Genomic DNA, 17,957 nt, shown 5'->3' with positions numbered 1-17,957 from the left:
CGCGACGCCGTGCCCGCCGCCGCGGACCGACACCTCCAGCCCGCGCTCGCGCGCGAACCCGATCGCCCGCGCCACGTCGTCGGTGTTGGCGCACCGCGCGATCACCGCCGGGCGCCGGTCGATCATCGCGTTGAAGATCGTCCGGGCCTCGTCGTAGCCGGGGTCGTCCGGCAGGATCACCCGGCCCGCGAACCCCGTGCGCAGGTCGGCTTCCCTCTGGTGGGTGGTCAATGCTCCTCCCCCCTCGTGCGGTCGGCCCGCCCGCCGATGCCCCGGCGGGTCGCGGGTCAGGCCGCCGCCGGAGCGATGTTCTGGTTGTGCCGGAACACGTTGTCCGGGTCGTACCGCCGCTTCACGTCCGCGAGGCGCCGCATGTTCGCGTCGCCCCAGCCCTCGCGGACGCGCTCGGCGCCCTCGTCCCCGATGAAGTTCAGGTAGAGCGAGCCCGTCGACCACCGCTTCATGGACGCGCGCACGTCCCGGACCCACGCCTTGGCGCGGGCGTCGTCGGCGGGGTCGTCCCACAGGGCCAGCGGGTGGACGACCCACGGGTCGCGCCGCCACGGGACCGGGTACTCCGCCGGGCCCCGCGCGACGGCGCCGCCCAGCGGCAGCAGCGTGTGCCGGGACGCCGACGGGACGATCATGTCCTCGGCCAGCGCGCAGTACCGCGCCACCGCCTCGTCCGGCAGTTCGCCGACGTGCTGCGCGGTCCAGTAGTTCCGCATCCCCGGCTCGTCGTCGTCCATGCACTGGACCGCCGTGTACGGCATCTCCGCGACGAGCCCGCCCGCGGGCCCGAGCCGCGTCATCGGCGCGAACGCCGCCCGCGCCTCCGGCTCGGTCGCCAGGCAGGTGACGACGATGCCGAGCGCGAGCCGCCCGGCCAGGTCGTCCGGGACGAAGTCGGCGGGCGGGGCGAGCATGTACTCCGAGCCGCCGCCGACCTCGTCCGGCGCCGCCTCCATGAAGTCGCGGAAGGCCGGGACGACGTCCGGGCCCGCCTCCGGCGGGAACAGCAGCATCGCGATCGACAGCGTGGTCACCGGGTGCAGCCGGAGCGTGAACGAGGTGACCGCGCCGAAGTTCCCGCCGCCGCCGTGCAGCGCCCAGAACAGCTCGGGGTTCTCCTCCTCGCTCGCCCGGACGTGCGAGCCGTCCGCCGTCACCAGCTCGGCGGAGACCAGGTTGTCGCAGGTCAGCCCGTACTTGCGCTCCAGCCAGCCCGATCCGCCGCCGAGCACGAGCCCGCCCACGCCGGTCGTGGACACGCGCCCGCCCACGGTCGCCAGCCCGTACTCGGCCGTCGCGCCGTCGAGGTCGGCCATGACGGCGCCCCCGCCGACGCGGGCCGTCCGCGCGTCCGGATCGACGGTGACCGAGTTCAGCAGCCGCAGGTCGACCACCAGGCCGCCGTCCACCAGCGCTTTCCCGGCGACGCCGTGCCCGCCGCCGCGGACCGACACCTCCAGCCCGCGCTCGCGCGCGAACCCGATCGCCCGCGCCACGTCGTCGGTGTTGGCGCACCGCGCGATCACCGCCGGGCGCCGGTCGATCATCGCGTTGAAGATCGTCCGGGCCTCGTCGTAGCCGGGGTCGCGGGGAGTGAGCACCTCGCCCGCGAACTCCGTCCGCAGGCCCGGATCGATATGAGTGGTCATGTTCGTCCCTCTCGTCCAGGTTCCGCCGTGGGATCGAGGGGTTCGGGACGTTCGCGCGCGCGGACATCTCCGCCGCCCTGCCGTGCCGTCACTCAACCCTCATTGTGCGCTCCTGCACCAGGGATGAGAAGAACCTGCGGCTCCTCGATAACCGAGAAGCCGCAGGTGAAAGGGCATAGGCGGCGGACGACCGCCGGGGCGGGGGCTAGCTGGCGAGGCCCCGGATCCGCTCGTTGAGGGTCGGCCGAAGCTTCTTGACGCACATGACCGGCAGGAGCGCCTTCTCCTTGTCCTCGGCTTCGAGGTGGTGGGTCGTCCCGGACGGGCACTCCGCCTTGGCCCGGGTGCGGCCGAGGACCTTGGCGACGGCGGAGTTCGACCCGCAGGCCGCCGTCTTCAGCCCGCCGACCGAGTAGGACGGGTCGGTGATGCACTCGCCGACGGACACGATCTGCCCCTCGCCGCCCAGGCACAGGACGGGCCGGGGCGTCTCGCCGCCGCCGAACGACCGGAGCTCCATGATCTCCAGCGCCGTCGACGGGCACTCCGCCTTGTCGTTCACGCGCGCGACGACCTTCGCGTACGACTCCTTGTCCGTGCAGGCCACCTCGCTGCCGAACGCGATCGACGACTTCACGCAGTCGCCCACGCTGAACATCGCGCCGCCCGCCCCCGGGTCGCCCGGGTGGGGGCCGTCGACGTTGCGCACGCAGACCTGGGTCGCGCTCGCGGCCTTCTCGTCGGCCCGGACGGCCGCGACGCCGTCGGCGCCGTCCGGGCAGTCGGGCGACGACGACGAGAAGCCGGTGCTCGGCCCGACGACCTTGACGATCTTGCCCTTGGCCGTCGCGTCCCCGCAGTCGACCCGCTCGGCCGCCGGCACCCGCTGCATGGAGCTCTTGCCCTGCTGGAGATCGAACCGGACGCCGACGCACTCGTCGGCCTTCACCGGCCCGTCCGGCTCCGCCGACGCGCTCAGCACGACGGACCCGACGACGGCGCCGAGCACGAGCACCGCCGCGACGCCCGCGACCACGAACACCCACGGCGAGGTCTTGGCGCGCGCCTGCGGCGGCGGCCCGGGGTACGGCCCGCCCGGCATTCCGGGCGGGCCGGGCGGGCCGCCGGGAGGACCGGGCGGGCCGCCGGGAGCTCCGGGCGGCCCCGGCGGCTGAGGCGGCGTCCCCGACCCGTACATGGCGTCCTCCACAAGCTGTGATCACGAAGGTCTGGAACATATCGCACCCGGCCGACAGGGCACGGGAGCAGCCGCCCCGGCCCCGTCAGGACGCCAGGCGGCGGTCCGCGGCGGCGATGGGGACGTCGTTGATGCTCGCCTCGCGGCGGCGCATCAGGCCGTCGTCGGCGAACTCCCACTGCTCGTTGCCGTGGCTGCGCCACCAGCGGCCGTCCGCGTCGTGCCACTCGTACTCGAACCGCACGGAGATGCGGTTCCCGGTGTAGGACCACAGCTCTTTGCGGAGGCGGTAGTCGAGTTCGCGCTCCCACTTGCGGCGGAGGAAGTCCTTGATGGCGTCGCGGCCGGTGAAGAACTCGTCGCGGTTCCGCCAGACGGAGTCCTCGGTGTAGGCGAGCGCGACGCGTTCGGGGTCGCGGGTGTTCCAGGCGTCCTCGGCGGCCCGCACCTTGGCGCGGGCGGTCTCCTCCGTGAACGGCGGCAGCGGTGGGCGCATCGGGTTCCTCCCTAGAGAACGTGCGTTCTCCGCGTAGAGTAGAGAACGCACGTTCTCTACGCAAGGAGGGGCATGGAGCGGCAGGAGGCCGAGACCCGGCTGCTGGACGCCGCGGAGTCGCTGTTCTACCGCCGGGGCGTCCAGGCCGTCGGCATGGACGACGTCCGGACCGCGTCGGGCGTCTCGCTCAAGCGGCTGTACGGCACGTTCCCCTCCAAGGAGGCGCTGGTGACGGCGTACCTGGAGCGGCGGGACCTGCGCTGGACCGGGGACCTGGAGCGCTACGTCGCCGCCCGGGACGGCTCGGTCGGCGCGGTGTTCGACTGGCTGGGCGAATGGTTCGCGAGCGACGACTTCCACGGGTGCGCGTTCATCAACGCCTACGGGGAGCTTGGCGACGGGTCCGCACCCGTGGCCGCGGCCGCGCGCGCACACAAAGAGCGGCTGCGGCGGTTCCTGCGCGGGCTCGTGCACGACGACGAACTGGCCGCACAGCTCGTGATGCTCGTGGACGGCGCGATCGTGACGGCCGCGATGACCGGCGATCCGGGCGCGGCGGCCACCGCGCGGGCGGCGGCGGAGGCGCTCGTCAGACGCAGGTGACCTTGGGCTGCGGCTGGTACTCGGTGTGGTACCGCTCGCGCTTGACCTTGCGGCCGTCCTCCAGCAGGACGCGCCACACGTCGATCTCGAACCCCCTGCGGCCGGTCGTGGGGACGCAGCGGCTGCCGTGCCCGACGGTCGTCCAGTACGGCGTGTAGTCGTACCGTTCGGACGTCTCCGACCGGACCTCGTACCGCCGCTCGCCCCACAGGCTCACCGTCAGGGACGAGTCGGTGTACTGGACGTCGATGCGGACGGGGACGTCGGTGTCGTTGCGCCAGCGGAAGTCGAGATCGGGGTAGGCGACGGCGGCCTCGCGCCCGTCCGGGTACTCGGGCATCCACATGGTGTGCGCGCGCGCCTTCCGGATGTCGAGCCCGGCGCGGAAGACGGCGTTGTAAAGCGTCGAACTGACCTGGCAGATACCGCCTCCGACGTCGTTCACGAGGCGGGATCCCATGATGACGGGCGCGGGCACGTAGCCGCGGTCGCTGGTGCGGGGCCCCACGACGTCGTTGAAGGAGAACGTCGCGCCGGGCCGCACGACCGCGCCGTCCAGCCGCCGGGCCGCGATCTCGATGTTGCGGACGCGCGGCTCGCCCCGCTCGAACCGGGTCGTGAACGTGCTCATCGGCCGCTCGGCCGGGGCGGCCCGCCGCACGGCGGCCGGATCGGCCGCGGGCACCGCGTCGGCGGCCGGCTCGTGCGGCGCCCACAGGTACGTCGCCACGAGGAAGCCGTTGGCGACGAGCGCGCCGGCGACGAACGGCCACCAGCGGCGCACGTGGTCGCGCAGCGCCCGCTGGTCCGCGCGGTATCGGCGGTAATGACGGCGCCGGGTCCGTCCCACAGCTCACACCCCCCGCGGATCCCCGGTCGGGACCCCGGGACGGGAGCCTGCCTCAGGTGAGTCGGACGAACCGGCGTTCTTTACCGTCTATTCGAGAAGTCTCTGCGGAAAACGAACGCGCGGGACGAGCGCGATGGTGCGCGAATCGACTTGCGCGCCGGGGCGGGGGTCAGCGCGCGCGGGCGCCCTCGCGGAGACGGTTGGGGTCGACCTCCCGGGCCGGACGGCGGCGCAGGTACTCGCCCTCCAGCTCGTTCGTCCGCCGGGTGTGCTCCTCGAACGCCTGGTCGGACGCGTGGCGCAGCGTCTCGAACCGGGTCTGGTACAGGTGCCCGAGCTCGCGGAACAGATCGTCGTCGGGGAGCTCCCGCGGGTCGACGCCCATCGTCATCGCGTGTACCTCCTTGTCGCGGTGTTCCCGTCCCCTACCCGGGCCTTCCCCGACCATTCGGGCCTTTCGCCCGCACGGTCAGCCGGGGCAGAAGACCGCGAGCGCCCGCGCGTGCTTGCCGAACCGCACGGTCCCCGCCATCGTCGACACCTCGCCGTCCCGGGCCAGCCGCAGCCCGCCCGCGGGCGACCACAGCTCCAGCCCCCCGGCCCGCCACGCCCGGTACCCCGGCATCAGCGGCAGGTGCCCGGCCAGGACGGCCGCGACGGCGCGGGCACGCGGCACCCGGCGGCCCGTCGCCACCATCCGGACGTCCAGCAGGCCGTCGTCGAGCCGCCGCCGCCACGACGGGGCCGCGCCCGGCGAGCCGTAGACGCAGTTCCCCACGAACGCGAGCCAGACCCGCCGCCGGTGCCCGTCGACGTCCAGCTCGACCGGCTGGGAGTGCCGCAGCGTCCGGACGGCGGCGACGGCGAGCGCCGGCCACTTGCCGAGCCGCCGCTCGAGCCGCTCCCGGCGGTCCACGATCTCGGTGTAGGCGCCGAAGCTCGCGGTGTTGAGGAACAGCTGCTCCTCCTCCGGGCCCCGCACGGACCCGACGTCCACCCGCCCCACCCGTCCCTTCCGGTAGGCGGCGACGGCGTCGGCGGGGCTCTCGATCCCGTACGCGCGGGCGAAGTGGTCGAACGTGCCGCCCGGCACGACGAGCAGGGGGACGTCCCGCGCGAGCGCCGCCCGCGCCGCCGCGTTGACCGTCCCGTCCCCGCCCACGACCGCGAGGACCTCGGCGCGCGCCGCGGCCTCCCCGAACGCCTTGTCGACGTCGTCGTCCGCACCGAGCCGGACGATCTCCGCGGCGGGCAGCTCGCGCTCCAGCAGGTCCGCCGCCGCGTCGGCCGGGCCCGGCAGGATCCCCGGCGGCCCGGCGCCCGACGCCGCGCTGACGACCGCGACGACCCCGCGCCCGTCGGCGTCGACGCGCACGTCCTCGACGCCGCCCGGGCCGACGCGGGCCGCCGGGGGCCGCGGCGGCCACACCAGGCGCGTCCCGACCGCCGCGAGCGCGCCGATCCCGAGGCCCGCGAGCACGTCGCCCGGGTAGTGGGCGCCGGTGTAGACGCGGGCGAACGCGACGCCGGCGGCCGCCGCCGCGACGGGCGCGGCCACGGCCGCGGGCGCCTCCAGCGCCACCCCGGTCGCGAACGCGGCGGCCGACGCGGAGTGCCCGGACGGGAACGCGTGCGACGTCGGCAGCTTCCAGCGGATCCGGATCGGCGGCACCAGGTCCACGACGGGCCGCTTCCGGCGGAACGCGTGCTTGCCGATGACGTTCACCGCCGGGCTCGCCACCGCGATCCCGACGGCCCCGCGCAGCGCCGCGCGCCGCAGCCCCGGCCGTCCGGTGAGGCCGAGCACGCCGGCGGTCGTGAACCAGAGCACACCGTGGTCGGCGGACCGGGACAGCCGCGGCAGCACGTACTCCAGGCCCGGCAGGTGCGCGGCGGCGACGCGGTCGAACGCCCAGCGGTCCACCCGCCCCAGCCGGCGCAGGACCCACGGCCAGCGGTGACGGCGGGGTCTATGCTCGACCGCGGACACGGGCCGGGACGCGGTGTGCGCGGCTCCGGACGGGCCGGAGGGAGCCCTCGAGTGGTTGACGCGCATGCTCCGGGTATCCCCAGAGGCGCCGACATGATTCCGGGAAGATCTCAAATCGGGGGTCACATGCGGGCGAACGTCACTCGGACAACATCGACTGCAATAAGCTTCCCGGCATGAGTCACCCGGAACGGCTCGGTTCCCCGGGTGGCGAGTCGGTCGGCACGATCGCGGAGCCTCCTCACGTGAACGAGAAGCTGTCCGACTACGCCGCACGGCATGGGCTGAGGCAGAGCGCGGCACGCCCGCCGCTGCGCAAGTACATCCGAGACGTGTGGGCCAGGCGCAACTTCATCTGGGCCTTCGCCTCGGCGAAGAACATCTCGATGTACAGCGACTCGCGCCTCGGCCAGGTGTGGCAGGTGCTGACGCCGCTGCTGAACGCGGCCGTCTACTACCTGATCTTCGGCCTGCTGCTGAAACTGAGCCGCGGCATCCCCGACTTCATCCCGTTCCTGGTGACCGGCGTCTTCCTGTTCGGCTTCACCCAGCGGTCGGTCACCGCCGGGTCCAAGTCGGTCGGCGACAACCTGTCGCTGATCCGGGCGCTGCACTTCCCCAGGGCGACGCTGCCGCTCGCGATCGCGGTCGTCGAACTGCAGCAGCTGCTGCTGTCGCTGATCGTCCTGTTCGCGATCATCCTGGCGTTCGGCGAGCCACTCACGCTCTACATGCTGCTGTTCATCCCGATCCTGATGCTCCAGCTGATGTTCAACGTGGGCATCAGCATGGTGATGGCGCGGCTCGGGGCGTTCAACCGCGACATCACGCAGCTGCTCCCGTTCGTCATGCGCACCTGGCTGTACGCCTCCGGCGTCATCTTCAGCCTGCCGCAGCTCATGAACAGCAGCAGCCTGCTGAAGGACCACCCCTGGCTGACCGAGGTGCTGGAGGCGAACCCCGCGTACGTGTTCCTCGAACTCGCCAGGCACTCCCTGCTCGGCGAGTACCGGAACTACGTGGAGACGAGCCTGGGCATGACGTCCATGAGCCAGCTGTGGCTGTACGCCGTCGGCTGGGGCGTGGCCATGCTGATCGGCGGGTTCTACTTCTTCTACCGTGCCGAGGAGCGTTACGGCCGTGGCTGACACCAAGGTCCGCGGACAGGTCGCGATCGACCCCGCCCGGGAGCCGATCGTCGTCGTGGACGACCTGCACATCGTCTACCGGGTGTTCGGCGCGGGCGGCAAGGGCAACGCCGCGAGCGCCTTCTCCCGCGTGATCCGCCGCCGCAACCGGCCGACGATGACCGAGGTCCACGCGATCAAGGGGCTGTCGTTCATCGCCTACCGAGGCGAGGCCGTCGGGATCATCGGCACCAACGGCTCCGGCAAGTCGACGCTGCTGAAGGCCATCGCGGGCCTGCTGCCGCCGCACCGCGGCGGCGTCTACACCGACGGGCAGCCGTCCCTGCTCGGCGTCAACGCCGCGCTGATGAAGGACCTCACCGGCGAGCGCAACATCGTCCTCGGCTGCCTCGCGATGGGCATGTCCCCGGCGGAGACCAAGGCGAAGTACCAGGAGATCGTGAACTTCGCCGGTCTCAAGGAGGGGTTCATCCAGTACCCGATGCGGACGTACTCGTCCGGCATGGGCGCCCGCCTCCGGTTCGCGATCGCCGCGGCCAAGACGCACGACGTGCTGCTGATCGACGAGGCCCTCGCGACCGGCGACGGCAAGTTCCGGGCCAAGAGCAAGCGCCGCATCGAGGAGCTCCGCAAGGAGGCCGGCGCGGTGTTCCTGGTCGCGCACCAGCTCGACGTGGTGCGCGAGACCTGCGACCGGGTCCTGTGGATCGACGACGGCAAGATGCACATGGACGGCCCGCCCGACGAGGTCATCCGCGCCTACACCGAAGCCACCGGCAAGTAGCGGGCGGCGAGCGAGCGGCGGGACGGCGGACCGGAGCGGCCCCCGGCTGGTAGAGATGGACCGACACGAAGATCCGTCTCACGAGGAGGTCGCGATGGCCGCCAAGCCGCCGCTTCCGCACGAGTTCCTGCCGCAGGTCCCGTCGTTCACCGTCACCAGCGACGACGTCGCCGACGGCGAACGGCTCGCGGACGCGCACGTGTTCGACGACTGGGGGTTCTCCGGCGGGAACAAGTCCCCGCACCTGCGCTGGTCGGGCTTCCCCGCGGAGACGAAGAGCTTCGCGGTGACGTGCTTCGACCCGGACGCGCCCACCGGCAGCGGGTTCTGGCACTGGTCGCTGTTCGACATCCCGGCCGCGGTCGTCGAGCTGCAGACCGGCGCCGGGACGGAGGACGCCAAGGTCGGCGTGCACGCCCGCAACGACTACGGCGTGAAGGCGTTCGGCGGCGCCGCCCCGCCGCCCGGCGACCCGCACCGCTACGTCTTCACCGTGCACGCCCTGGACGTCGAGTCCCTCGGCCTCGGCTCCGACACCTCCCCGGCGGTCGTGGGCTTCAACATCACCGCGCACACGCTGGCCCGCGCCGTGATCGTCCCCGAGTACGGAAGCTGACGCGCCGCCCGCGCCGGCCCGGGGCGCCGCGTCCCCGGGCCGTCCGGACGGCCGTCCGGGGCCCGTTTCGGCGGGTGTTTCGGCGGGTGTTTCGGCGGGTGTTTCGGCGACAGCGCCCCTGACCCGCGGTGGGCGTCTTCTCGACCCGACATCCACCCTGCGGAAAGATCCGCTGACGCCGGCCTCGCGGCGCGAGATGCTGGTGCCTCGCCATGACTGCGAGAGGACGGGGTCGTGCCAGTCTGGAGTCGGGATCCGGAGGAGCGCGAGGAGTACGGGTACGGGCTCGGCGAACCCGCCGGGGTGCTCGTGCTGAAGTACCGCTCCTCCGGCGGGATCGGATTCGGGGAGAGCCGGCAGGACTTCCTGCACCAGCTGTACTGGTCGCCGGACGGACCGCTCGCGACGTCCCAGGGGTTCATCACCGCGCCCCGCGAGGCGTACTGGGTGCGGCGGGCGGTCAGCCACGAGGTGCGGGCGGGCGACCGGCAGACGGTCTACCGCATGTGCCTGCGGGAGGTGCCCCCGACGCTGGCCGGGCTGCGCGCCGGGCCGGTGCCGATCGACGGGGAGGCGGCGCGGCTGATCGAGCTGATCGCCCGCCGGGACTGCGACGAGACGGCCGCGCTCGCCGCGCGCCGCCGCATCACCGCCGGGCTCGGCGCCCCGCCGGGGCGGGGGCCGTCCGGGACGGGCGCCGCGCTGACCGTGGCGCGGGCGCTGGCCCGCGACCCCGCCGACCCGACGCACCTGGACGAGTGGGCCGCGCGGCTGCGCGTGAGCGTGAAGACGCTGCAGCGCGACTTCGTCCGCGAGTTCGGGATGCCGTACACGCAGTGGCGCACGAAGCTGCGGGTGCGCGCCGCGCGGGTGCTGCTGTGCTTCACCCCGGTGACGCAGGTCGCGCCGCTCGTCGGGTACGCGAGCCCGTCGGCGTTCATCACCGCGTTCACGAAGGAGTACGGCTACACGCCGGGACGCACCGCTCCGCGCGCGCACCGGACGTGACGGCGCCGAACGTGACGGCGCCGAACTCGACGACGCACCGTGGCGTGTTCGTCCGCGCGGCTGCGGGACGAACACGCCACGCCCGGATCACCCCTGGAAGGGGAAGCGGTCCGCGAAGGCCGGCTTGAGGTCGTCCAGCCAGACCGCCTTCGGGTCGTACTTGGCGAAGAACGGCTTGCCGACCAGCTCGGAGTTCCGCGCCTGGATGAAGTGCAGCGCGAACACCTTCTCCCCGAACAGCTCCAGGACGCCGTCCACGCAGACCTTGCCCGGCGTCGCGGACATGGACGGGCCCCGGACCGTGCGGGCGAGCCCCGACACGTTGCTGTAGGCGTCCCGGAAGATGTCGTAGGCGTCGGCCAGGGGCACCGCGAAGTAGTCCTGCGGGCCCGTGTCACGCTCCACGAACATGTAGTACGGGATGAGGCCCATGCGCGTCTGCGTGCGCCACATCGCCTCCCAGGTCCGCGCGTCGTCGTTGATCGTGCGGATCAGCGGGGCCTGGGTGCGGATGACGGCGCCGGTGTCGCGGATGCGGCGGCACGCCTCGGCGACCATGAGCGGCTCGAGCTCGCGCGGGTGCGAGAAGTGCGCCATGAACGCGAGGTTCTTGCCCGACTCCACGACCTGCTCGAACAGGCGGAGCATGGCGTCGGCGTCCGGGTCGGTGACGAACTTCTGCGGCCAGTACGCGAGCGACTTGGTGCCGATGCGGATCGACTCGAGCTGCTCCAGGTCGAGCAGCGGCTCCAGGTAGCGGCGCAGGACCGGCTCGCCCATGATCATGGCGTCGCCGCCGGTGAACAGGACGCTCGTGACCTCGGGGTGCGCGATCAGGTAGTCGCGGAGCTGCGCGGGTTCGTCGCCCGCCATCTTGAGGTCGGCCTCGCCGACGAACTGGGCCCACCGGAAGCAGTACGTGCAGTACGCGTGACACGTCTGCCCCTGCTTGGGGAAGTACAGGACGGTCTCGTCGTACTTGTGCTGCATCCCGGGGACCTTGCCGTCACCGAAGCTCGGGATGTTGAGCTCCATCTGACCGGCCGGGTGCGGGTTCAGTTTCATCCGCACCGCGTGCGCGGCGGCCTCCACCTCCGCCTTGGGCGCCTCCCGGGCGAGCAGGTCCGACAGGTGCGCGACGTCCTCGGCCGGCAGCATGTCCTCCTGCGGGAAGACGAGCCGGTAGATCGGGTCGTCGGGCGCCGCCGCCCAGTCGATCAGCTCCTCGACGACGTACGCGTTCGTCCGGAACGGCAGGACGGTCGCGACCGCCCGGGTCGCGAGCCGCTGCGCCGGCGAGAGCCCGGCGCGAGCGGTCAGCTCGTCGAGGTGCTTCGCCGTGAAGGCGCGGAACTTGCGACCGGTGGATCGCATGGCGGGGGCCGCGTCGTTCACCAGTGTCACGCGTTGGTACTCCTTGCTGTCGGCGGGCACGGCGCACCGGTGGGGCGCGCCGTCACGGACTGTGAGCACAGGGCCGGCAAGTCCCCCCTATTGAACAGTCCTGGGGTGGTTCCTGCCGAATTGATACCCCATACACGGTACGGGGCAAGCCTGGTCAGTCAGGATCCCGACAAATCACCCGGTAATGATCGTGGACCGGAGGCCCCTTGTAAACGACTACGGGACGTCAGCGTGCACGGTGCGGGACGGCCGCGCGGCGCCCGCGAAACGCGGCGCAGGTCACACCACCCCCGATGTTCGGAAATACTGGCGTGACCCGTGCGGTGCTAGGGGGTGTGCGGTGGACTCGGCGGACGTCGGGCGAACGGTCGGCGCGGCCGTCCCCGCGAGCGGTGCGCAACGGCGGGACGGCGGCGCCGGACGGCGGCCCGCGCGCCGGCGGCGCGGCGGGCGCGGGCGCCCGGCGCGCGACGCCGCGGGCGGGCCCGGAGCGGCACCCCGGTACATGGCCGTCCTGGCCTGCGCGGCGGCGGTCTGCTACGCGTCGTTCCTGCTGGAGCACGCGCTCGGCTCCCGGCTCGACCCCGTCGACGGGTACGTCAGCGAGCTGTCGGCGGCCGACCAGCCGTTCCGGTACGTGTACGGTGGCGGCGACCTCCTCACCGGACTGCTGACGCTCGCGATCGTCGCGGGGGCGCTGCGGCGGCTGCGGCGGCGGCCGCTGGCGACGGCCGGCTGGTCGTTCCTCGGCCTGTTCGGCCTCTGCGCCATCGGGGACGCCGTCTTCCCGCTCGACTGCGCGCCGAGCCTCCAGACGTCGTGCGCGCTGCGCGAACGGTCGTCGCACGTCTCGTTCTCGCACGCGTTCCACTCGGTCACCAGCAGCGCCGTGATCGTCTGCGGGGTCGCCGCGCTGCTGCTGCTGTCGCTGGCCGCCCGCCGGTACGGGTGGTGGCCGCCGCTGGCCCGCTGGGGCTGGCTGCTCGCGCTGACGGAGTCGGTGTTCGCCCTCGTCACGCTCGCGGCGATGTACCACGGGCAGTGGCTCGGCCTCGTGCAGCGCTTCCAGATCGGCATCCTCTGCCTCGGCCTGCTGACGATCGCGTGGGCCCTCCACGCCGACCGCACGCGCGCCGCACGCGCCCCGGCGAACGCCGGCACGGTGCCGGACGGCCCGGCGCGGGACGTCCCCCGGGAGGGTTCGGCATGAGCGAGATCGTGAACGCGGGGCGGGAGCAGGTGCACGTCGTCCGCTCCGGCCCGGCGGACGGGCCGCCGGTGCTGCTCGACTCGGGCCTCGGCGGCGCGTGGTTCGACTGGGACCCCGTGGTCGCGCTGCTCCGCGACGCGTACCGGGTGACCGTGTTCGACCGCCCCGGCCTCGGCGCGAGCCCCGCCGCGGCGGCCCCGCCGTCGCTGCGCCGGGACGTCGCCCTCGTCGCGGCGCTCGCGGAGCGGGGCGCCGGACGCCCGGTCACGATCGTCGCGCACTCGATGGCGGCGTTCCACGCGGAGGCGCTGGCGCGCGTCCGTCCCGACCTGGTCCGGGCGCTGGTGCTCGTCGACCCGAGCCACGAGCACGGCGCGCGCGCGTGCGTGCGGCTCTCGCCCGTCCTGACGCCCGCCTTCGCGGCCGCCGGGGCGCTGCTGGAGCTGTCCGGCGCGGCCGGGGCCGCGGGCCCGCGGGGACGGCGCGCGGTGCTGCGGCGCACCAGCCGCGCGGGCGACCCGGCCCCGGCCGCGGCCGTCCGGTCGGTGTACGGGCGCGGGACGGTCCTCGGCACCGTCCTCGCGGAGAACCTCGCCTACCGGGAGATGGCCGCCGATCTCGTCGCGCTGCGCGCGCGCCGGCCGTTCCCGCCCGTCCCGCTGCTGGTGCTGACGGCCCTGGGCGACGTCCGGCGCGAGGCGTGCAAGCGCTCGTGGTCGGAGGGGCACGCGGTTCTGGCCGCGATGTCGCCGCACGGCAGGCAGGTGAAGCTCCCGGAGGCGCGCCACATGATCCACCTGGACCGTCCGGACGCCGTCGCCGAAGCGGTCGGGGCGGCGCTCGCCCCCCGGGCCGCGGCCGGGGAGCCCGCGTGACGCGGGCGGGACCCCGGCGCGCCGGGCGCGCCGCCGCGGCGGTGCTGCTGGTCGCCGCGCTCTCCGGGTGCGACGCGATGCAGCGGATCTCCGAGGGCGCGTACCGGAACGCCGTCAGCGACGGGACGGCCGGTGAACTGCGGGCGCGCGGCGTCGAGCTGGAGCGCCGCCCCGACTGCGAGCTGCCGGAGACGGGCGCGGACGCGCTGGTCCGGGTCCACTGCACGGCGCGGACGCGGACGGGCGAACCCGTCACCGTGCGGGGAGTGGCGCGGGACGCCGACACACCGGATCCGCGCGAGCTGTACGTCGTGACCGTCGGCGAGCGTGAGGTCTTCCGCACGGACTGCCTCGGCCCCGACTGCGGTTAGCGGCGGCCAAGGATCCGCATACGGCGAGGAAAAACCGACCACTCACCGCATACGGCACCGCACGCAGGGCGATATCGGCTCCGTGGAGATGACTCGGAAGAAGGCCGCGCTCCTCGGGGCGGGCATGGCGGCCCTCCTGGTGGTCGGCGGGGTCGCGGCCGCCGCGATCGTGCTGCTGACCGGAGGCAAGGAGCTGCCCTACAAGACGCAGGCGCAGATGCGCGACGCGATGCCGGCCATGGCGGCCGCCGAACTGGAGCGGCGCGGCGTGACCTTGGCGGGGCCGCTCACCTGCGACGGCGTGCCGGGCTGGACGGAGCAGCGGCTGCGCGTGTCCTGCACGGGGACCACCGCCGACAAGAAGCCGGTCGAGGTCCTCGGCAGCGGGCAGATGGAGACGCAGGACTCGTTCTACACGATCCTCGTGGACGGACGGCCGCTCGTGGAGAACGCCGCGTGCATCGGCAACGGCTGCCGGGAGGGCGAATCGGGCTGACCGGAATGGGCCCGCGGCGGGCCGCCGGCCCCGAGTGAAGATGGCCACTCCGGGCGCCGGTCGGCGAGATGGGTGAATCGACGGCCTACCATGCGATGAACTGCATCATTGAGCTGCATCATCGCAGAGCACCGCATTCCGCGCCGGTGCTCTCTCACCCGTCTGGAGCGACCATGCCCGGCAGCACGTCCGGCAGGGGGGACCCGTCGCGCCCGGCGCCGGCCCGCCGCGCGGGGACGGTCCGGACGGTCCGCCCGCTGCCGATCGCCGTCGACACGATGGGCGGCGACCACGCCCCCGCGGAGATCATCGCCGGCGCGGTCGACGCGGTGCGCGAGCACGGCGTCCGGCTCGTCCTGGTGGGCCAGGCGCCGCGGATCCGCCGCGAGCTCGACCGGTACGGAATCATCGGCGAGATCCCCATCGTGCACGCCGACGAGGCCCTCGACATGGGCGAGGGCGCGCTCGCGAGCTGGCGCAAGCCCCGCTCGTCCATCGCCATCGCCTGCCACCTGATCAAGCAGGGCCGGGCGTCCGCGCTGGTGTCGGCGGGCGGCACCGCGGGTGTGGTGGCGACGTCCCGGCTGCGGCTGAAGGGGCAGCAGGGCGTGATGCGGCCCGCGATCGCGGTGACGCTGCCCACCCGGCCGACTCCGACGATCCTGCTGGACGCCGGCGCGACCGCCGACGTGAAACCCGAGGGCCTCGTGCAGTTCGCGGCGCTCGGCACCGCGTACGCGCAGGTGCTGCTCGGCACCGACCGCCCCCGGGTCGGGCTCCTCACCATCGGGGAGGAGCCGGGGAAGGGCAACAAGCTCGCCAAACGCGCGCACGAGCTGCTCGCGAGCGGCAACCACGGGATCGAGTTCGCCGGGAACGTGGAGGGCCACGACCTGCTGCGCGGCGGCGTCGACGTCATCGTCACCGACGGGTTCACCGGCAACATCGCGCTGAAGACGATGGAGGGCACGATCCGGACGGCGTTCGCGGAGATCCGCGGCGCGATGACGGCCAGCGCCGCCGCCCGGATGGGCGCGCTGCTGCAGCGCCGCCGGATGCAGGGCCTGCGCGACCGGCTCGACCCCGACACCTACGGCGGCGGCGTCCTGCTCGGCCTGAACGGGACGGTCGTGATCGCGCACGGCGCGTCCCGGGCCCGCGCGATCACGTCGGCGTGCGAGCTGGCGCACCGGCTCGCCGCGGGCCGCATCGTGGAGCGGATCCGCGAGCAGGTGTCGCTCACCCGCACCCACCGGTTCGGCCGGTGGTCGCACGGCACCGGGGACGACCGGAACGCCGAGCGGCCGGACGGGGCGCCGCCGGACCCGGCCGACATCCCGCCGGAGCCCCGCCCCGCCGAGGACACCGCGCCGGACCCGATCGAACCGCCCGGCGGAAGGCCGTAGGCCGGACCCGCGGGAGGCCGCCGCCGGGCGGTGGCGGGAACCGTGCCGTGAAAACCATGACGAGGCCACGGCACCGCGCCGATAACCTTGGTGCATGCCCGATCCGCAACTCGTACTCGCCGCCCGTGTCCAGGCCGCGCTCGCCGCCGCCTTCGGACCGTCCCACGCGGACGACGACCCGGTCATCCGGCCGTCGCAGTTCGCCGACCTTCAGGCCAACGTGGCGCTGCCGCTGGCCAAGAAGCTGGGCCGCAAGCCGCGAGACGTGGCGAACGAGATCGTGGCGAACCTCGACGTCGCCGGCGTCGTGTCGAAGGTCGAGGTCAGCGGGCCCGGGTTCGTCAACCTGACGCTCGCCGACGACTGGATCGCCGCCGAGGCCCAGCGCGCCCTGGAGGACCCGCGGCTCGCCGTCCCCGAAGCCGAGCGGCCGCAGAAGGTCGTCGTCGAGTACTCCTCGCCGAACGTGGCGAAGGAGATGCACGTCGGCCACCTGCGGACCACGATCGTCGGCGACGCCATCGCCCGGATCCTCGAGTTCCTCGGCCACGACGTCGTCCGCGACAACCACGTCGGCGACTGGGGCACCCCGTTCGGGATGCTGATCGAGCACCTGCTCGACCTCGGCGAGGACGCCGCCGCGCGGGACGACGCGTCCGTCCGGGACCTCACGGCGTTCTACCAGGCGGCGCGGCGGAAGTTCGACGGCGACCCGGCGTTCGCCGACCGGTCCCGCAACCGGGTGGTCGCGCTCCAGGCGGGCGACCCGGAGACCCTGCGGCTGTGGCAGGTCCTCGTGGACGTGTCCAAGCGGTACTTCAACGCCGTCTACACCAGGCTCGGCGTCACCCTCACCGACGACGACATCAAGGGCGAGAGCTTCTACAACGACCTGCTCGCCCCGACCGTCGCCGAACTCGAGGAGAAGGGCATCGCGGTCGTCAGCGACGGCGCGCTGTGCGCGTTCCCGCCCGGGTTCACCGGCCGCGAGGGCGAGCCCCTCCCGGTGATCATCCGCAAGAGCGACGGCGGCTACAACTACTCGACGACCGACCTCGCGACCGTCCGGTACCGGGTCGACACCGAGCACGTCGACCGGATGATCTACGTGGTGGGCACCCCGCAGGCGCTGCACTTCCAGATGATGTTCGCCGTCGCGCGGATGGCCGGCTGGCTCGGCGACGACGTCGCGGCCGAGCACGCGCAGATCGGCAACGTCCTCGGCACCGACGGCAAAATCCTGAAGACCCGGGCGGGCGGCACCGTCAAGCTCGCCGAGCTGCTCGACGAGGCCGTCGAGCGGGCCGGGGCCGCGTTCGACCAGATCGAGCACGTCGAGGAGTTCGACGACGCGACCCGCGCGCGGATCGTCGAGGCCGTCGGCATGGGCGCGGTCAAGTACGCCGACCTGTCGGTCGCGCGCGACAGCGAGTACGTCTTCGACTTCGACCGGATGATCTCGTTCAACGGGAAGACCGGCCCGTACCTGCAGTACGCCGCCGCCCGGATCCGGTCGATCTTCCGCAAGGGCGGCGTCGCGCCGGAGGACGCGCGCGGCCCGGTCGTCCTCGGGCACCCCGCCGAGCGGGCGCTCGCGCTGACGCTGCTCGGCTTCGGCGCCGCGCTGGAGCAGGCGGGCGCGACCGCCGAGCCGCACAAGCTCGCGACGTACGTGTACTCGGTCGCCGACGCCTACACGACGTTCTACGAGAACTGCCCGGTGCTGAAGGCGCCGGACGAGGCGACGAAGGCGTCCCGTCTCGCCCTGTGCGCCGCGACGCTCCGCACGCTCGAGACCGGCCTGCACCTCCTCGGCGTCCCGACCCCGGAGCGCATGTAGC

19 protein-coding genes are annotated in these 17,957 nt (G+C 73.4%); 11 read left to right on the top strand and 8 right to left on the bottom strand.

Features of this window, described 5'->3' with window-relative positions:
- The 4 genes from DMH08_RS41380 to DMH08_RS02305 form a co-directional block, all read right to left on the bottom strand.
- The coding region (locus DMH08_RS41380; RefSeq protein WP_233617357.1) for an FAD-binding protein at window positions 1-231 on the bottom strand (231 nt) is incomplete at its 3' end.
- A gap of 56 nt (window positions 232-287) precedes the next feature.
- Window positions 288-1,661 carry an FAD-binding oxidoreductase gene (locus DMH08_RS02320; RefSeq protein ID WP_125611345.1) on the bottom strand — a complete coding sequence of 458 codons (1,374 nt, stop codon included), beginning with the start codon at window positions 1,659-1,661 and terminating at the stop codon, window positions 288-290.
- Between the two features lie 205 nt (window positions 1,662-1,866).
- Complete coding sequence (locus DMH08_RS02315) at window positions 1,867-2,763, bottom strand: hypothetical protein (protein ID WP_199747573.1); 897 nt, start codon at window positions 2,761-2,763, stop codon at window positions 1,867-1,869.
- A gap of 181 nt (window positions 2,764-2,944) precedes the next feature.
- Window positions 2,945-3,355 carry a nuclear transport factor 2 family protein gene (locus DMH08_RS02305; RefSeq protein WP_125611341.1) on the bottom strand — a complete coding sequence of 137 codons (411 nt, stop codon included), beginning with the start codon at window positions 3,353-3,355 and terminating at the stop codon, window positions 2,945-2,947.
- Between the two features lie 72 nt (window positions 3,356-3,427).
- On the opposite strand from DMH08_RS02305, the gene DMH08_RS02300 reads away from it, so the two are divergent.
- Window positions 3,428-3,958: a TetR/AcrR family transcriptional regulator gene (locus DMH08_RS02300; protein ID WP_125611339.1), complete on the top strand. Its 531-nt coding sequence runs from the start codon at window positions 3,428-3,430 to the stop codon at window positions 3,956-3,958.
- On the opposite strand, the gene DMH08_RS02295 is transcribed toward DMH08_RS02300, so the two are convergent.
- From DMH08_RS02295 to DMH08_RS02285, 3 genes are all read right to left on the bottom strand, one after another.
- The gene (locus tag DMH08_RS02295; RefSeq protein ID WP_125611337.1) at window positions 3,945-4,808 is read right to left on the bottom strand and encodes a VanW family protein; all 864 of its coding nucleotides are present in this window, start codon (window positions 4,806-4,808) and stop codon (window positions 3,945-3,947) included. The two genes, DMH08_RS02300 and DMH08_RS02295, sit on opposite strands and share 14 nt — an antisense overlap.
- A gap of 169 nt (window positions 4,809-4,977) precedes the next feature.
- Window positions 4,978-5,199, bottom strand: a complete 222-nt coding sequence (locus DMH08_RS02290) for a DUF6158 family protein (RefSeq protein WP_026403017.1) — start codon at window positions 5,197-5,199, stop codon at window positions 4,978-4,980.
- A 78-nt stretch (window positions 5,200-5,277) separates the two neighbouring features.
- Window positions 5,278-6,732: a bifunctional phosphatase PAP2/diacylglycerol kinase family protein gene (locus DMH08_RS02285; protein WP_233617356.1), complete on the bottom strand. Its 1,455-nt coding sequence runs from the start codon at window positions 6,730-6,732 to the stop codon at window positions 5,278-5,280.
- A 242-nt stretch (window positions 6,733-6,974) separates the two neighbouring features.
- On the opposite strand from DMH08_RS02285, the gene DMH08_RS02280 reads away from it, so the two are divergent.
- The 4 genes from DMH08_RS02280 to DMH08_RS02265 all read left to right on the top strand — a co-directional run bounded on the left by DMH08_RS02280 (window position 6,975) and on the right by DMH08_RS02265 (window position 10,354).
- A complete protein-coding gene (locus DMH08_RS02280) occupies window positions 6,975-7,946 on the top strand; it encodes an ABC transporter permease (RefSeq protein WP_125611333.1) in 972 nt (323 codons plus the stop codon).
- Entirely contained in the window at window positions 7,939-8,730 is a 792-nt protein-coding gene (locus DMH08_RS02275; protein WP_026403015.1) for an ABC transporter ATP-binding protein, read from the top strand. The genes DMH08_RS02280 and DMH08_RS02275 overlap by 8 nt, the downstream gene beginning before the upstream one ends.
- Before the next feature lie 94 nt (window positions 8,731-8,824).
- A complete protein-coding gene (locus DMH08_RS02270) occupies window positions 8,825-9,346 on the top strand; it encodes a YbhB/YbcL family Raf kinase inhibitor-like protein (protein WP_125611331.1) in 522 nt (173 codons plus the stop codon).
- 234 nt (window positions 9,347-9,580) lie between these two features.
- Complete coding sequence (locus DMH08_RS02265) at window positions 9,581-10,354, top strand: helix-turn-helix transcriptional regulator (protein ID WP_125611329.1); 774 nt, start codon at window positions 9,581-9,583, stop codon at window positions 10,352-10,354.
- An 87-nt stretch (window positions 10,355-10,441) separates the two neighbouring features.
- On the opposite strand, the gene DMH08_RS02260 is transcribed toward DMH08_RS02265, so the two are convergent.
- Window positions 10,442-11,728, bottom strand: coding sequence for a KamA family radical SAM protein (locus DMH08_RS02260; protein WP_125611353.1), 1,287 nt, complete (start codon window positions 11,726-11,728; stop codon window positions 10,442-10,444).
- A gap of 370 nt (window positions 11,729-12,098) precedes the next feature.
- Here DMH08_RS02260 and DMH08_RS02255 point away from each other — a divergent pair, with 370 nt between their 5' ends.
- The 6 genes from DMH08_RS02255 (at window position 12,099) to argS (ending at window position 17,956) form a co-directional block, all read left to right on the top strand.
- Window positions 12,099-12,968, top strand: a complete 870-nt coding sequence (locus DMH08_RS02255; RefSeq protein WP_233617355.1) for a DUF998 domain-containing protein — start codon at window positions 12,099-12,101, stop codon at window positions 12,966-12,968.
- Window positions 12,965-13,843, top strand: coding sequence for an alpha/beta fold hydrolase (locus DMH08_RS02250; protein WP_125611327.1), 879 nt, complete (start codon window positions 12,965-12,967; stop codon window positions 13,841-13,843). Before DMH08_RS02255 ends, DMH08_RS02250 begins: the two co-directional genes overlap by 4 nt.
- Complete coding sequence (locus tag DMH08_RS02245; RefSeq protein ID WP_051300804.1) at window positions 13,840-14,214, top strand: hypothetical protein; 375 nt, start codon at window positions 13,840-13,842, stop codon at window positions 14,212-14,214. Before DMH08_RS02250 ends, DMH08_RS02245 begins: the two co-directional genes overlap by 4 nt.
- A gap of 88 nt (window positions 14,215-14,302) precedes the next feature.
- The gene (locus DMH08_RS02240) at window positions 14,303-14,710 is read left to right on the top strand and encodes a hypothetical protein (RefSeq protein WP_125611326.1); all 408 of its coding nucleotides are present in this window, start codon (window positions 14,303-14,305) and stop codon (window positions 14,708-14,710) included.
- A gap of 173 nt (window positions 14,711-14,883) precedes the next feature.
- A complete protein-coding gene (plsX, locus tag DMH08_RS02235; RefSeq protein WP_125611324.1) occupies window positions 14,884-16,116 on the top strand; it encodes a phosphate acyltransferase PlsX in 1,233 nt (410 codons plus the stop codon).
- A 94-nt stretch (window positions 16,117-16,210) separates the two neighbouring features.
- Window positions 16,211-17,956 (top strand): arginine--tRNA ligase, encoded by a 1,746-nt coding sequence (gene argS, locus DMH08_RS02230; RefSeq protein ID WP_125611322.1) that lies wholly within the window; start codon window positions 16,211-16,213, stop codon window positions 17,954-17,956.
- Window position 17,957: the final 1 nt, after the last annotated feature.

Source organism: Actinomadura sp. WAC 06369, assembly GCF_003947565.1.
GTDB classification, from domain to species: domain Bacteria; phylum Actinomycetota; class Actinomycetes; order Streptosporangiales; family Streptosporangiaceae; genus Spirillospora; species Spirillospora rifamycini.
This window is presented reverse-complemented; position numbering and strand designations above follow the sequence as displayed.

Coding starts and splice junctions, on each gene's coding strand:
- DMH08_RS02320 (WP_125611345.1), bottom strand. CDS start 1,661: ATGACCACTCATATCGATCCGGGCCTGCGGACGGAGTTCGCGGGCGAG.
- DMH08_RS02315 (WP_199747573.1), bottom strand. CDS start 2,763: ATGCCGGGCGGGCCGTACCCCGGGCCGCCGCCGCAGGCGCGCGCCAAG.
- DMH08_RS02305 (WP_125611341.1), bottom strand. CDS start 3,355: ATGCGCCCACCGCTGCCGCCGTTCACGGAGGAGACCGCCCGCGCCAAG.
- DMH08_RS02300 (WP_125611339.1), top strand. CDS start 3,428: ATGGAGCGGCAGGAGGCCGAGACCCGGCTGCTGGACGCCGCGGAGTCG.
- DMH08_RS02290 (WP_026403017.1), bottom strand. CDS start 5,199: ATGACGATGGGCGTCGACCCGCGGGAGCTCCCCGACGACGATCTGTTC.
- DMH08_RS02280 (WP_125611333.1), top strand. CDS start 6,975: ATGAGTCACCCGGAACGGCTCGGTTCCCCGGGTGGCGAGTCGGTCGGC.
- DMH08_RS02270 (WP_125611331.1), top strand. CDS start 8,825: ATGGCCGCCAAGCCGCCGCTTCCGCACGAGTTCCTGCCGCAGGTCCCG.
- DMH08_RS02260 (WP_125611353.1), bottom strand. CDS start 11,728: ATGCGATCCACCGGTCGCAAGTTCCGCGCCTTCACGGCGAAGCACCTC.
- DMH08_RS02250 (WP_125611327.1), top strand. CDS start 12,965: ATGAGCGAGATCGTGAACGCGGGGCGGGAGCAGGTGCACGTCGTCCGC.
- DMH08_RS02240 (WP_125611326.1), top strand. CDS start 14,303: ATGACTCGGAAGAAGGCCGCGCTCCTCGGGGCGGGCATGGCGGCCCTC.
- plsX (WP_125611324.1), top strand. CDS start 14,884: ATGCCCGGCAGCACGTCCGGCAGGGGGGACCCGTCGCGCCCGGCGCCG.
- argS (WP_125611322.1), top strand. CDS start 16,211: ATGCCCGATCCGCAACTCGTACTCGCCGCCCGTGTCCAGGCCGCGCTC.